Below are 13,051 nucleotides of genomic sequence, written 5' to 3'. Positions count from 1 at the left end.
GAGCCGCAGGTTTCCGGTCAAGCCTCGGCGAACTCTGTTCCGCCATGGTGATGCCCGGCGCGGCCGATAGACTTGCCGAAGCCGGAAACGCTACAGTCCGGATTCGTCGAACCTACCCCCGCATCAAGTCCGCAATCCACCACCGATCACGGAGACCCGATCATGCTCATCCCGGTAGCGAAGCTGCGAGCGCAATGGAGATTGTGCGCCGCGGTTGGGGCCGCCACCGTCACGTTGCTCGCAGTACCTCATATGGTCGATGCGCAGATCGTGCAGGGCGTCGAAAAGGGTGCGCGCGAGGGCAACAAGGCCGCCGGGCCGGTCGGCGGCGTTCTCGGCGGAGCGATCGGCGGCGTTGTCGGAGTGGTGACCGGCGTCACCGGAGTATTGACCGGCAACAATGGCAATAACGCTCCCGGCAGTGGCAAGAACGCGCAGGCCCCGGCGGCCGGCGCCAAGGCCTCCAAGTCGGCCAAGGCCGGCGCCAAGGACAAAGGGGCGAAGCAAGCGCCGACCGTGCTGACCCAGGCCGGCGCGCCGCAGCTGACGGCCGAACAGATCGTCGCCAACAGCGACGCCAACATCGAACGGATCAAGAAGGAGCTCAACCTGACGCCGGAGCAGGAGAAGAATTGGGCCGGCTTCAACAGTGCGATGCACTATCTTGGCCACAACGGCGCCGACCGCCTTAACCTGCGCATCGCGCGGGCACAGCGCGATCCGCCGGATGACATCATCGAGCAGATGCGCAACGAGGCTCAGTTCCTCAATGACCGGGCGGTCGATCAGCGCGGCGTTGCCGACGCCGCCGAGCCGCTGTTTGCCAGCCTCGACGACAAGCAGAAACAAATCTTCATCAACGAGATGGTCCGCCTGAGCCACGAACGCGGGCTCGACTGAGGAAATCTCGCCGGCGAAGTGGGGACGAATAGCCGGGCCACCAAGCCCTGGGGTAGGTTAAAGGCGCAGCACCCGGCTATTCTGCCGCAGCGGCGCGGCCCGGTTAATTCGTCATTCAATGTTGAAGAAAAGCGGACCGGATCACGCCCGAGTGATGGCCGAGTCAGGGCCTTGTCGGGAACCATCCACAGCGCCTGAGGCCAGCGCGGATTGAGCCGTCAATGACCGGGACATTGGCGCGGAAAAGCGCCGATGTCCTTCGGACGGCTCTGGCAATCAGCGATCCGGAAACGCCGGCGCTTAGCTCTTCGGGAAGTTCAGCTCCACGCCGACGCCGTCCGGATCGTAGAGGAAGATTTGGGTGTCGCCGGTGCGCGGCACGATCTGCTCACGGAAGGTGACGTTCTTCGACAGCAGGCGCTTGCGCACGGCCTCGACGTCGCTGGCGGCAAAGGCGATATGGTCGAGGCGGCCGGTGTCGTCATATTTCTTCTCGGTGCCGCGCACCACGATGCCGTCGCGCGGCTTGCGGGTGCCCATTAAATGGACTGTGGCCTGGCCGCCGGAATAGAGCCAGTAGCCGGGGAAATCGAGCGGTGGCCGTTCGCCGTTCTCGAGCCCGAGCACATCGCAATAGAACTCCTTGGTGCGCTCGAGGTCCTGCGGCTCTATGGTGTAATGCTGTAGTCCACCCAATGGCATGGTTCTTCTCCTTGAGAAATCGGGTTAAACGAAGCTGAGGTCGGCATCGACGCCCAGCATCCAGGCGCCGACAGTCTCGAAATGACTGAAGCGGCCCTGCAATTGCTGGGTCACGGTGTGGATGTCGCGGAAGCGCCGCTCCAGCGGATGGCCGTCGAAGATCGCGGTGGCGCCGGCGGCGTTGTAGGCGAAATCGACGGCCTCCCGCGCCTTGTGGATCGCGTGCGTGGCCGCCATCCGGATCGTCATGCGCTGGGCGACCGTGATGCTATCGCCAGCAACCAGGTCCTTCCAGATGTCGGCCATCGACTGCAGCAGGAAGGCGCGGGCAGCGCGCAGATTGACCTCGGCCTGGGCGAGGCCGGACTGCACCACGGCATTGTCGCGCAGCGTCTTCGTCATGCCGCGCGGCACCTTGTTGCGGGCGACGTCGACGAAATTGTCGAGCGCGCTGCGGGCAATGCCGCAGGCGACCCCGGCAAAGCCGATCTGGTAGCAGGTGTGGTTGCTCATCCGGTACAGCGGCCCGTGCTCGCGGCACTCGCGGTCGAATTCGCGGGTGATCGAATGGTCCGCGCGGACGAAGAAGTCGTCGAGCGCGAACTGGTCGCTGGCGGTCCCGCGCAATCCGACCGTGTTCCAGATGTCGGTCCATGCGACGTCCTCGGTCCGCACCAGCATGGTGCGCTCGACCTGCTCGCCATTGGCATCCCGGCGCGGCGAGCCGTCCGCGGCATAGACCGGGCAGTGCGCACCGAGCCAGGTGGCGTGCCGCCCGCCCGAGGCAAACGACCAGACCCCGGTGACGCGGTAGCCCCCCTCGCACTCGATCGCTCTGACCTTCGGGCCGGGGCCCCAGGCGAGCACGGCGCGCGGGTCGGCAAACACCTCCTGCGCGACCGGCAGGTCGAGATAGGCCGCCGACATTGCACAGCCGCCGGCCTGGCTCAGGCACCACGCCGTCGAGGCATCCGCCTTGGCGATGGTCTCGATGGCATGGAAGAAGGTGACGGGATCGGTTTCGATCCCGTTGCTTGAACGCGGCAGCAGCAGGCGGAACAGCCGCGCCTCATGCAGCCGGTCGAGCAGGTCGGGCGGCAGGCGGCGCGTCGTTTCGATATCGTTGGAGGCGGCCGCCACCGCGTCCCTGATCGCCTCGGCGCGGGCGATCACGTCGCGATCACCGGTAAGGTCCGCAGCAGTCACATTCATGTTCGCCTCCCTCAGGCGCGCCGGATCGTTGCGGAGGCCGCGACGTCAGCCGTCGCGTTGAGCTCCTTGTCGATCTGCTCGATCGACTTGCCCCGGGTCTCGAGCCCGAAGAACAAATAGACGGCACCCGCCATCAGGAACCAGCAGCCGAGATAGACGAAGGCCGTCGGGATCTGGGTCAGTGGCACGTCAGGCTTGAGGTAGTTGCTCGAACCGACGATCAGCGCCAGCCCGACCGGCCCGATGATCTTGCCGATGCCGCCGAAGCCATAGGCCGATCCCATCCCCGTGGTGCGCAGATGCGACGGCCAGACCTCCGCCGCGTAGGGCCCGACGATCGCAAAGCCGCCATCGGCGAAGAAGAAGGTGGCGGCCAACAGCAGCCAGAACGCCGACATGCCGAACAAAGTCGCGTCGTAGTGGTAGCCGGCAATGATGGTCAGCGCGCCGGCGCCGAAGCCGAGCAGGCCGCCGGCAACGCGCCGTCCGAGCAGCTCAGAGAACCAGGAGAACGAGATGCGGCCGAGGAAGCCGGTGATGCTGAGCAGGATCATCATCTTGGCGGCTTCCTGCGGCGTCACCTTCAGCAGCAGCACGAACAGCGCGGGGGCCCATAGCGTGATGCCGTAGACGCCGGTCTGCGCGCCGGCATTGCCGAGCCAGGAGACGAGCAGGCTGCGCGGATATTTGAACAGGTCGAACCAGCTCGTCTTGACGATCGGGCCGGCATCCGCCGCGCTCGGCAATGGCAGCTCCGACGGCTGAACCTGCAGTGCCCAGGCCAGCGACTTGCGGGCTTCGTCATAGCGTCCTTGCCGGCACAGCCAGCGCGGCGACTCCGGGACCCAGATCCGAACCAGCAGCACCAGGACCGACGGCAGCACGCCGATCGCAAACAACAGCCGCCACTGATCGGTTCCCATGACGGCTCCCAGCACCGCGCCGAGGCCGACGCCCAGCGGGATCACGCAGGTGACGAGGCCGCCGACCCAGCCGCGCTTGTGCGAGGGCATGAATTCCTGCACCAGCGGCAGGTCGACACAATAAAGACCGCCGACGCCGGTACCGACGAAGAAGCGCAGGATTGCCAGATAGACCCAGCCATTATCGGGTGTGAAATAGAGCAGGCCGGTCGCGATCGAGAAGTTCAGCACCGTGCCGATGAAGACGATACGCCGCCCGACCCGGTCGGCGAGCCAGCCCCAGAGATAGGCGCCGAGGATGGCGCCGATGCCGGAACTCATCAGCACGGTGGCCGACTGGCCAAAGGTGAGTTTCCAGGGTCCGATCAGGAACGCGAGCACGAAGCCGATCAGGAAGTAGTCGAAGAATTCCAGCGCATCGCCGATGATCGCCGCCGCAAGGATCTTGATCTGGTTGCCGGTCAGAGTCGTCCGGCGATCGAGAATCTCGAACATGGCGCGTTTCCCCATGGCGCCTGTTCATTATTGTTCGGAGCGTGCGTCGCGCCAGCGCATCGCCCATAGGATGAGGCTATCCTCGCGCCTGCACGAACGACAAGCCGCGCCGACGCGGGGCTCATCTGCACTGGCGCGATAAGCGGTTCGGCTTACTGCTGCGCACAAATGGTGGTGCGAAAGCCCGATGGGGGCCGCCGGAGCCGTTGACTCCTGCAATGCCGATCGCCCACGTTTACGTGAAGAAGGCGGGGAGCAGGTTGGGTGGACGAAAAGCGCAAGCATCCGCGAACCGAGGTCAATGAACCCGGCTATGTCTCGTCGGGCGGTTCGGTCATGCATTGCACGATCGTGAACATCTCGCCGGAAGGGGCAGCCATTGAGGTCGAGAATCCGGCCTTCGTCCCGCACAGATTCCGCCTGGTGATGGCCCGCGACGCCTCTGTCGTTTATGAGTGCCAGGTAATCTGGAGCAAGAAGACGCGAATTGGAGTGAGTTTCGTGGCGACCGCCTGAGCGCGGCAATCTCGATTGGGGACGCCCATGAACCAGCGTGCCAAGGCGGTCGGGTTTCGTTGCTGGAACAGCAGGTGATCCGCCGATGACCCCGGAACCTGCAACGATCTGCCTTGGCTGCTGGCAAAACCTGCATATGCCGATCCCGTTGCGCGGGCCCTTGTCGGCGCCGTTCCGTCTGTTCGGCGTCCGGCCGAGCCGCATGAACCCGAATACATGCACGATCTGCGAGATGGCCTTCTCGAAGATCATGAAGGCGCGCGCCGTGACCATCGACGCCACCATCCTGTTCGCCGATCTGCGCGGCTACACCACGCTGACGCAGACCATCGCGCAGGACGGGCTGACCTCGCTGCTCGACGCGTTCTACGACGACTGCGCCGCCGCGATCTGGCGCTATGACGGCATCCTCAACAAGACCATCGGCGACGCCGTGTTCGCGATCTTCAATTTCCCGGTGCGGCGCGACGATCATGCCGTGCAGGCCTTGCTCGCGGCGCGCCAGATCCAGCGCAGTTTTCGCGACAGGCACGACGCGCTGGTGCGGGCGATCGGCGCCGGCGACCTCGAGATCGGCATCGGAATTGGGATGGATAGCGGTGACACCAATTTCGGTGAGTTCGGCCAGGCCCACCGCGATCTGACGGCAGTCGGCACCGTGGTCAATCGCGCGGCACGCGCGCAGGCGGCCGCCAAGTCAGGCGAGATTCTAGTGACGACGGCGGTGCGGGATCGAACCCGCGACATGATCACGGCAACCGGTGCCGATTACACCCTGAAGGGCTTCGACCAGCCCGTCACACTGTTTCCTGCGTGAATTGGCTTTCGCGTGAATTGGCGCGGCGCAAAAAAGACGGCTCCAGCATGCAACTGCGCGCCGAAGCCGTCGGGGATGGTCGTTTGCCGATTACGAACGCGCCTCAACGCGAGGCCGGCAAGTTCGTTCCAGGCCGCGTCAAAACTCGTTCGGGGCCGCCATCAGCGCCACATGCCGCGCATCCGGGCGCCGATGTCGATCGGCGGCGCGCGGTTGGCCGAGGATGCTTGCGCTGTTGCGGCGCGCGGCCAGGTGGTGCGCTCGAACATCGGCAGCAATCGTTCCGGGATGAAGCGGGTGCGCGAGGCGTACATGTGGCGGTCGCCCTTGGCGGCCTGGCCGTGGACGAAGAAGCGCTGCGGCACCAGCAGATGCAGATCGTCCTTGGCGCGGGTCATCGCGACATAGAGCAGGCGGCGCTCCTCCTCGAGTTCGGCCGACGTGCCGGCGCCGAGGTCGGAGGGCATGCAGCCGTCGACGACATTGAGCACATAGACGGATTTCCATTCCTGCCCCTTGGCGGAATGGATCGTCGACAGGATCAGATAATCCTCGTCGAGCAGCGGCACGCCGGCCTGGTCGCTGGTCGCATCGGGTGGATCGAGCGTGAGTTCGGTGAGGAAACGTTCGCGTGACGGGTAGCCGGCGGCGATCTGCTCGAGCTGAATGAGATCGGCGCGGCGCACCTCGCTGTCCTCGTGGATGCGATCGAGGTGCGGTTCGTACCAGAGGCGGGCGCGCTCGATGTCGACGGGCCATTCCGAGTAGCGGAGGTTCTCGATGGTCTCCACGAACAGCCGCCAGTCCGCACCGGCGCGGGGCGGAGCGGGCAGCGCGACGAGCGCAGCAATCGGATCGGCGGCCTCGGTCATGCGGTCGAGCACCCGCTGCGCCGAGGCCGGTCCGACGCCGGGCAACAGATGCAGGATGCGAAAACCTGCGACCCGGTCGCGTGGATTGGCGGCGAGGCGCAGCAGCGCCAGCATGTCCTTGACATGCGCGGCGTCGAGGAATTTGAGGCCGCCGAATTTCACGAACGGAATGTTGCGGCGGGTCAGTTCGACCTCCAGCGGTCCGCTGTGCGAGGAGGTGCGGAACAGCACCGCCTGGTGCTTCAGCAGGGTGCCTTCCTCGCGATTGGCCAGCACCTGCTCGACGATGTAACGGGCCTGATCGGCCTCGTCGCGGATCGTGACGAGCAGCGGCTTGCGCGTCGAGGTCCGGTCGGTCCACAGGTTCTTGGTGAAGCGTTCCTTGGCGAGCGAGATCACGCCATTGGCGGCCGAGAGGATCGGCTGCGTCGAGCGATAGTTGCGGTCGAGCGTGACGATCTCGGCGGCCGGGCTGAACTGGGCCGGGAAGTCGAGGATGTTGCGCACGGTGGCCGCGCGGAACGAATAGATCGACTGCGCGTCGTCGCCGACCACGGTGAGCCCGCGTCCCGCGGGCTTGAGTGCGAGCAGGATCGAGGACTGCAGGCGGTTGGTGTCCTGATATTCGTCGACCATCACATGGTCGAAGCGGCCGCCGATCTCCTCGGCCAGCGCGGCGTCCGTCACCATCTGCGCCCAGTAGAGCAGGAGGTCGTCGTAATCGAGCACGTTCTGCCGCTGCTTGGCTTCGACATAGGCGCCGAACAGCTGTTTCAATTCACTGGCCCAGCCGGAGCACCACGGGAAGAACTGGCCGAGCACGGCCTCGATCGGCATCTCCGCGTTCACGCAGCGCGAATAGATCGCAAGGCAGGTGCCCTTGGTGGGGAACCGGCTTTCGGTACGGGAGAAACCGAGATCGTGGCGGACCAGATTGATCAGGTCCGCGGAATCCTCGCGGTCATGGATCGTGAAGGCCGGGTCGAGGCCGATACGCTCGGCGAATTCGCGCAGCAGCCGCGCGCCGATGCCGTGGAACGTGCCGGCCCAGTTCAGCGCATCGGTCATGACCGAGGCGCGATCGCCGAGCACGCGGCGCGCAATGCGCTCGACGCGGCCGGCCATCTCGGCGGCGGCGCGCCGCGAAAAGGTCATCAACAGGATGCGGCGCGGATCGGCGCCGGCGACGATCAGATGCGCGACGCGATGGGCGAGGGTGTTGGTCTTGCCGGACCCCGCGCCCGCGATCACCAACAGCGGCGCGCCGACGATGCAATCCTTGCCGACCCCGTGCTCGACAGCACGGCGCTGCTCGGCATTGAGCGCATCGAGATAGGCAGTGTTGGCAAGATCAGTCACGAATCACCCCCACGAAACGCTAACAGACATTGCGATTCATTGGGGCCGACGCGCCGAGGCGAACGCAGAGAAATTAGATTGACATTAACGCGGCGCGGCGCACAACCCCGCCATGGGTGACGTATCCAAATCCGACACGCCGCTGAAGGCGACGTTCAAGGTGCGGCTGAACGGCGAGACGGTGACGCTTGCGACCGTCGGCCAGGCCTATCGCTTCATCAGCAATCTCAGCGCCGTCGAATGGATGGAGTTCCGCTCGCTGCATGACGAGGCGCTGGTTGCGCTCGAGCGAGCGGCCGGCAACGCCATGCTGACGGTGCAGGCGACCAACGCGTTGCGGATCCTGTTCGTCCGCGCGAAACTGCTTTGAAAAGAAATGGGCCGCCTTGGTGTTCCCTTGGCCCTCCAAGGCGACCCGAGAGTACGGCTGAAGCGCATTGCGCGCCCGGCCGTCGCGTGTACCGCCGTTACCTTGTTTGCGGCCATAACGAACAGGGCCTTACGCGACCACCGCCGATTCGGCTGTAGCCGCCGCACCACAATCAGGAGCCAACGTCGTCGACCAGGCGGTCATACACGAGCGCGGACCGGAGGTTCATGGTTGCGATCTTCAGATAGCCCGGCTCGCGCATGGCGTTGTTGAACATCATGATCGCCGTCTTCCAGTACCCGCGCTCGCGCTGATCCAGGTTCAGCGCCGACAGGTAGTCCGCGGCGTCGCCGACCGTCGCGAGCGTTCGCCCGTCCTTCAGCGTAATCGGGAACGCAAGCGGCGACCGCTTCTCCAGCTCCAGCACGTCAGGCTCCCCCAGGACCAAGCAGCAATAGGACAAAGCAGCAATAACAGGAACAGACCTAGCTGCGCCGCTATATCAAAGCCTTAAGGGGACGTCCGGCCCGGTTGGAGCGGACGGTTCAGAAAGAATCCGCCAGTGCGATCTCCGCCCTCAGCGCATCGATGCGCCGTTCGGCTTCCTCGGACGTCAGGTCGCGCGCGTACTGGTTCGGCTGATAGGCCTCCTCGGCAAGGCTCCTCAACCGCAGCGCCTGGGCGCGGGTCATCAGCCCGCCAAGGCGCTCCGCAACCCCACCATATCTTACCGCTGCCACGCTCATTGCTTGCCTCGCTTGCTGGATCGTGACTTGACAATATGTTCTATTTTTGTTCTAACAAGCCATGGACAATAAAATCAATGAAATTCGGCGCAAGATCAGCACGTTGCGAGCCGAGATGACCTTGGTCGAGGCGTCGATCCGGGATCAGGTCAACCGCGACCTCGATTGCAGTGAAGCGTCGTACCGGCTGATGGCGATGCGAGCCGAAGTGGCCGAGCTCGTCGGCCGGTGGAAGGCCGCCGGCGGCGGCGAGCGTCTCCCCACGGTGCGGGAGCGGCTCAGCCGGAGCTTCGAGGACCGTGCCGGTGCGAAGGCCAAGCTGGATAAGGCGAAGAAGCCCGGGCCCAGTCACAGCAACGCTCGGGTGTGATCGGGCCGTTCGACCAAAGAAGGGAGCCTCGAACAGCGGCTCAGGCCCAAATCAGGTTTCAAGGCGGGAACCCGAGCCGCAGGATCTGCATTTTCTTCTGGTGAGAGCCAACACCATAGCATCGCCCAGCGCCATGATCGCCGATCCGACCGCGCCACCGCGGGCATCGATGAATGACGATCGCAGTCCGCTGCTGACGCTGATCTCCTGCATCAGCTGCATCAGGACGATGCGGCTCGAGAGCAGCCATCCGGGCAGTGAGGGCAGGGATATCCTTCAGTACCGCTGCGAGCAATGCAGCCGCATCGAGCGGGTGCAATTGGTGCGGCGAAGCTGGCCGGCGGAACGCTAGCCTTTCCATTTTGAACTAGGAGCGGGCTTTCGCCTTTGGTCTGGCCGCGACGTCATGCGCGATGGCATCGAACTCGCCCGAAGCGTCGGCGGATGGCCCGCTCGTCGCGCTGTCGACCCCGTGCCCCGTCAACTTCGCGAGTTCGCGGCTGAGGTCGTGGATGTGGTACGGCTTGCGCAGCACCGGAAAGTCGGACCTCACGTCGCGCGCGCTCTCGCTGTAGCCTGTCGTCAGCAGGATCGGCAGCTCGGGCTTCCTGTCGCGGATCGTGCGCGCCAGCTTCAGTCCGTCGATCCTGCCGGGCATGACGATGTCGCTGAACACCACGTCGATCCCGTTGGTGTCGATTTCCGACAAGGCCGCCTCTGCGTTCGACGCCCAGTGCACGGTGTAGCCGAGCTGTTCAAGCAGGCCCGTGCTCGCATCGGCGACGGCGGGATTGTCCTCGATCAGCAGGATCGTGGCCGAGCCGGGCACGCTGCGCCCCGTAGCCGTGCACTTTGCGGCCGCAGTCCCCCGCGGCAGGTAGATGCTGACCGTCGTGCCCTTGCCGAGCGCGCTTGTAATCTCGACCCGGCCATCCGCCTGGTGCGCGAAACCGTGAACCTGGGACAACCCAAGGCCAGTCCCTTTGCCGACCGGCTTGGTAGTGAAGAAGGGATCAAAGACCCTGTTCATGACATCGTCAGGAATGCCTTCGCCGGTGTCGGTAACGCTGACGACCACCTGGGCGGCTTCCGGGACATTGCACGCCGCGATGGTCAGCGTGCCGCCGCCGGCCATCGCATCCCGCGCATTGACCACGAGGTTGATCAGCGCGGTCTCGAATTCGGTCGGATCGACGAAGATCGGCCAGAGATCCGCTCTGATCTCCATGTTCAACTTGATCGCGCCGCCGAGTGCGCTGGTCAAAACCTCGCGCACCGCGGTGATCCTGTCAGTGACATTGATGGTCTGCGGATTGACACTCTGCCGACGCGCGAAGGTGAGGAGCTGCCTGGTCAGGGACGCGGCACGCTCGGATGCGGTTTCGATCGCGCTGAGCGCAAGCTTGCTCCGCTCGCTTGTCACCTCGCGCTTGATCCGGTGCAGATTGCCGGAGATGATCATCAGCAGGTTGTTGAAGTCGTGCGCGACGCCGCCGGTCAATTGGCCCAGCGCATCCATCTTCTGCGACTCCGCCAGCTGACGCTGCACCTGTTCGAGCTTCTGTTGCGCCTCGCGCCGCTCGGAAATGTCCCGTGTGATCTTGGCAAAGCCGACCAGGCTGCCGTCGCTGTCGCGGATCGGATCGATCACGACGCTCGCCCAGAAGAACGAACCGTCCTTGCGGACCCGCCAGCCTTCCTCCTCATAGTGCCCGGTCTCTTGCGCGATCTTGAGCGCGCGGGCCGGCTTGCCGGCGGCCTGATCGGCCGGCGTATAGAACCGCGAGAAGCTCTGGCCGATGATTTCGCCGGGCGAATAGCCCTTGATGCGCTCACCGCCGGCGTTCCAATTGGCAACGATACCAGCCGGCGTCAGCATATAGAGCGCATAGTCGGTGACATTGCTCACCAGCAGACGGAACTGACTTTCGCTGGCCTCGAGGTCCTCGCGCGCCTGATGCCGCTCGGCGATGTCGCGGATGACCATCACGTAGCCGACAAGCTTGCGCTTCTCATGGATCGGATCGATGACCACAGCGGCGTAGAATTGCGATCCGTCCTTGCGGAGACACCAGCCTTCGGCCGCTGAGTGCTTTTCCTTCCGCGCCATCTGCAGCGCTTTCGCCGGAACGCCGGATGCGCGGTCTTCGGCAGGATAGAAGATCGAGAAGTGCTTGCCGAGGATCGCCTTGGCCGGATAGCCGGTGATGCGCTCAGCGCCCTTGTTCCGGTTGATGACCCGGCCATCGGGGGCGAGCATGCAAATGGCGTAGTCGACCACGCCGCCAGCCGCCGGCCGAAAATTGCGCCGGTTCGCAACAATACCGCGTTCGAGCTGTTCTGATTTCTTAACCATCACCGATCCTGCCCCCGCCCGAAACGCGCGGGGAAAGCCAATGTTCCATGCGAACATGAGGACTGCGGGGTAATCCGACCGCCTTGGGTTGGCCTTCAGAAAAGTCCCGCCGGCGGTTGGAACTTTTTGGTTCCAGTCGCGATTAAGGTACTCGGTTTGCGTCACAAATTGCGGTTTTGGCGTTTTCCCGCTTGAATAGATCAAGGGCAGTCATTCTTATGGTCACACTGGCATTGCCGAGTCTCTGGATTCGCGGCCAGCGCGTAGGGGAAATTACATGACCGATCTCGGTTCGCCGCCTCGTCCCCGTGCTGATACACGCCGCAGCCAATCATCAAACGGAAGCCTCGATTCCTCGCACGATCTGCTGCAGTCGCTGCAAGCGATGCGCGCCGGCGACTTCTCGGTCCGGATGCGTGGCGACTATCTCGGCATCGACGGCAAGATCGCGGACGCCTTCAACGAAATCGCAGCCGCCAATGAGCGCATGGCGCAGCAATTGGCGCGCGTCGGCCAGGTCGTCGGCCGCGAGGGACAGACCCGCCAGCGCGTCAATTTCGGCCTCGCCAGCGGCGCCTGGGCCGATATGGAGAGCTCGGTCAACACGCTGATCGACGATCTGCTGTGGCCGACCCGCGAGGTCACCCGCGCGGTCGCCGCGGTGGCGCAGGGCGACCTGCTGCAGACCGTGCAGCTCGACGTCGAGGGCCGGCCGCTGCGCGGCGAATTCCTGCAGTCGGCGAACATCGTCAACACGATGATCAAACAGCTCTCGGTGTTCACCTCGGAGGTCACGCGCGTGGCGCGCGAAGTCGGCACCGAGGGCAAGCTCGGCGGCCAGGCCCAGGTGCCCGAAGTGACCGGCGTCTGGAAGGACCTGACCGAGAGCGTCAACTCGATGGCCAACAATTTGACCGGCCAGGTCCGCAACATCGCCGAGGTGACGATCGCGGTCGCCAACGGCGACTTGTCCAAGAAGATCACGGTCGACGTTCGCGGCGAGATCCTGCAGCTGAAGGAAGCCATCAACACGATGGTCGATCAGCTGCGTTCGTTCGCTTCGGAAGTGACGCGCGTGGCGCGTGAGGTCGGCACCGACGGCAAGCTCGGCGGCCAGGCGATCGTGCCCGGCGTCGCCGGTACCTGGAAGGACCTCACCGACTCGGTGAACGCGATGTGCGGCAACCTGACCGCCCAGGTGCGCAACATCGCCAACGTGACCACGGCCGTGGCGCGCGGCGACCTGTCACGCAAGATCACGGTCGACGTCAGCGGCGAGATTCTGGAGCTGAAGGACACCATCAACACGATGGTGGACCAGCTCAACTCGTTCGCGTCGGAAGTGACGCGCGTGGCGCGCGAGGTCGGCACCGAAGGCAAGCTCGGCGGCCAGGCCCAGGTGCCCGGCGTTGC

General features: G+C 64.7%; 14 protein-coding genes. 7 read left to right on the top strand and 7 right to left on the bottom strand.

Annotation, left to right across the window (positions count from 1 at the left end; all coding sequences use genetic code 11):
- Nucleotides 1-162 precede the first annotated feature (162 nt).
- Entirely contained in the window at nucleotides 163-900 is a 738-nt protein-coding gene (locus IF803_RS09610; RefSeq protein ID WP_461191979.1) for a Spy/CpxP family protein refolding chaperone, read from the top strand.
- 300 nt (nucleotides 901-1,200) lie between these two features.
- Here IF803_RS09610 and IF803_RS09605 read toward each other — a convergent pair whose 3' ends face one another.
- From IF803_RS09605 to IF803_RS09595, 3 genes are read right to left on the bottom strand one after another with little or no spacing between them, the layout of a single operon-like run.
- A complete protein-coding gene (locus tag IF803_RS09605; protein ID WP_461191978.1) occupies nucleotides 1,201-1,602 on the bottom strand; it encodes a VOC family protein in 402 nt (133 codons plus the stop codon).
- 24 nt (nucleotides 1,603-1,626) lie between these two features.
- Nucleotides 1,627-2,814 (bottom strand): acyl-CoA dehydrogenase family protein, encoded by a 1,188-nt coding sequence (locus IF803_RS09600; RefSeq protein WP_461191977.1) that lies wholly within the window; start codon nucleotides 2,812-2,814, stop codon nucleotides 1,627-1,629.
- 11 nt (nucleotides 2,815-2,825) lie between these two features.
- The gene (locus IF803_RS09595) at nucleotides 2,826-4,232 is read right to left on the bottom strand and encodes an MFS transporter (protein ID WP_461191976.1); all 1,407 of its coding nucleotides are present in this window, start codon (nucleotides 4,230-4,232) and stop codon (nucleotides 2,826-2,828) included.
- Between the two features lie 264 nt (nucleotides 4,233-4,496).
- Here IF803_RS09595 and IF803_RS09590 point away from each other — a divergent pair, with 264 nt between their 5' ends.
- Together IF803_RS09590 and IF803_RS09585 are read left to right on the top strand one after the other, a co-directional pair.
- Entirely contained in the window at nucleotides 4,497-4,748 is a 252-nt protein-coding gene (locus IF803_RS09590; RefSeq protein WP_016845781.1) for a PilZ domain-containing protein, read from the top strand.
- Nucleotides 4,749-4,833: 85 nt separating this feature from the next.
- The gene (locus IF803_RS09585) at nucleotides 4,834-5,565 is read left to right on the top strand and encodes an adenylate/guanylate cyclase domain-containing protein (protein ID WP_304495393.1); all 732 of its coding nucleotides are present in this window, start codon (nucleotides 4,834-4,836) and stop codon (nucleotides 5,563-5,565) included.
- Nucleotides 5,566-5,726: 161 nt separating this feature from the next.
- Here IF803_RS09585 and IF803_RS09580 read toward each other — a convergent pair whose 3' ends face one another.
- Nucleotides 5,727-7,796, bottom strand: a complete 2,070-nt coding sequence (locus tag IF803_RS09580; RefSeq protein WP_461191975.1) for an ATP-dependent helicase — start codon at nucleotides 7,794-7,796, stop codon at nucleotides 5,727-5,729.
- A 112-nt stretch (nucleotides 7,797-7,908) separates the two neighbouring features.
- Here IF803_RS09580 and IF803_RS09575 point away from each other — a divergent pair, with 112 nt between their 5' ends.
- Complete coding sequence (locus IF803_RS09575; protein WP_028340665.1) at nucleotides 7,909-8,166, top strand: hypothetical protein; 258 nt, start codon at nucleotides 7,909-7,911, stop codon at nucleotides 8,164-8,166.
- Nucleotides 8,167-8,338: 172 nt separating this feature from the next.
- Here the strand turns inward: IF803_RS09575 and IF803_RS09570 are convergent, their stop codons facing one another.
- Together IF803_RS09570 and IF803_RS09565 are read right to left on the bottom strand one after the other, a co-directional pair.
- Complete coding sequence (locus IF803_RS09570; RefSeq protein WP_016845793.1) at nucleotides 8,339-8,593, bottom strand: hypothetical protein; 255 nt, start codon at nucleotides 8,591-8,593, stop codon at nucleotides 8,339-8,341.
- A 118-nt stretch (nucleotides 8,594-8,711) separates the two neighbouring features.
- Nucleotides 8,712-8,912, bottom strand: coding sequence for a DUF3072 domain-containing protein (locus tag IF803_RS09565; protein WP_229162996.1), 201 nt, complete (start codon nucleotides 8,910-8,912; stop codon nucleotides 8,712-8,714).
- 61 nt (nucleotides 8,913-8,973) lie between these two features.
- Between IF803_RS09565 and IF803_RS09560 the strand changes: the two genes are divergently transcribed.
- Both IF803_RS09560 and IF803_RS09555 read left to right on the top strand, forming a co-directional pair.
- The gene (locus IF803_RS09560; RefSeq protein WP_461191974.1) at nucleotides 8,974-9,282 is read left to right on the top strand and encodes a hypothetical protein; all 309 of its coding nucleotides are present in this window, start codon (nucleotides 8,974-8,976) and stop codon (nucleotides 9,280-9,282) included.
- A 169-nt stretch (nucleotides 9,283-9,451) separates the two neighbouring features.
- On the top strand, nucleotides 9,452-9,634 hold the full coding sequence (locus tag IF803_RS09555) for a hypothetical protein (protein ID WP_225646739.1): 183 nt from the start codon (nucleotides 9,452-9,454) through the stop codon (nucleotides 9,632-9,634).
- A 15-nt stretch (nucleotides 9,635-9,649) separates the two neighbouring features.
- Here the strand turns inward: IF803_RS09555 and IF803_RS09550 are convergent, their stop codons facing one another.
- Nucleotides 9,650-11,638, bottom strand: coding sequence for a hybrid sensor histidine kinase/response regulator (locus tag IF803_RS09550; protein WP_461191973.1), 1,989 nt, complete (start codon nucleotides 11,636-11,638; stop codon nucleotides 9,650-9,652).
- A gap of 277 nt (nucleotides 11,639-11,915) precedes the next feature.
- Between IF803_RS09550 and IF803_RS09545 the strand changes: the two genes are divergently transcribed.
- A partial coding sequence (locus IF803_RS09545) for a HAMP domain-containing protein (RefSeq protein WP_461191972.1) occupies nucleotides 11,916-13,051 on the top strand: 1,136 nt, incomplete at its 3' end.

Source organism: Bradyrhizobium sp. UFLA06-06 (assembly GCF_054820065.1).
This window is presented reverse-complemented; position numbering and strand designations above follow the sequence as displayed.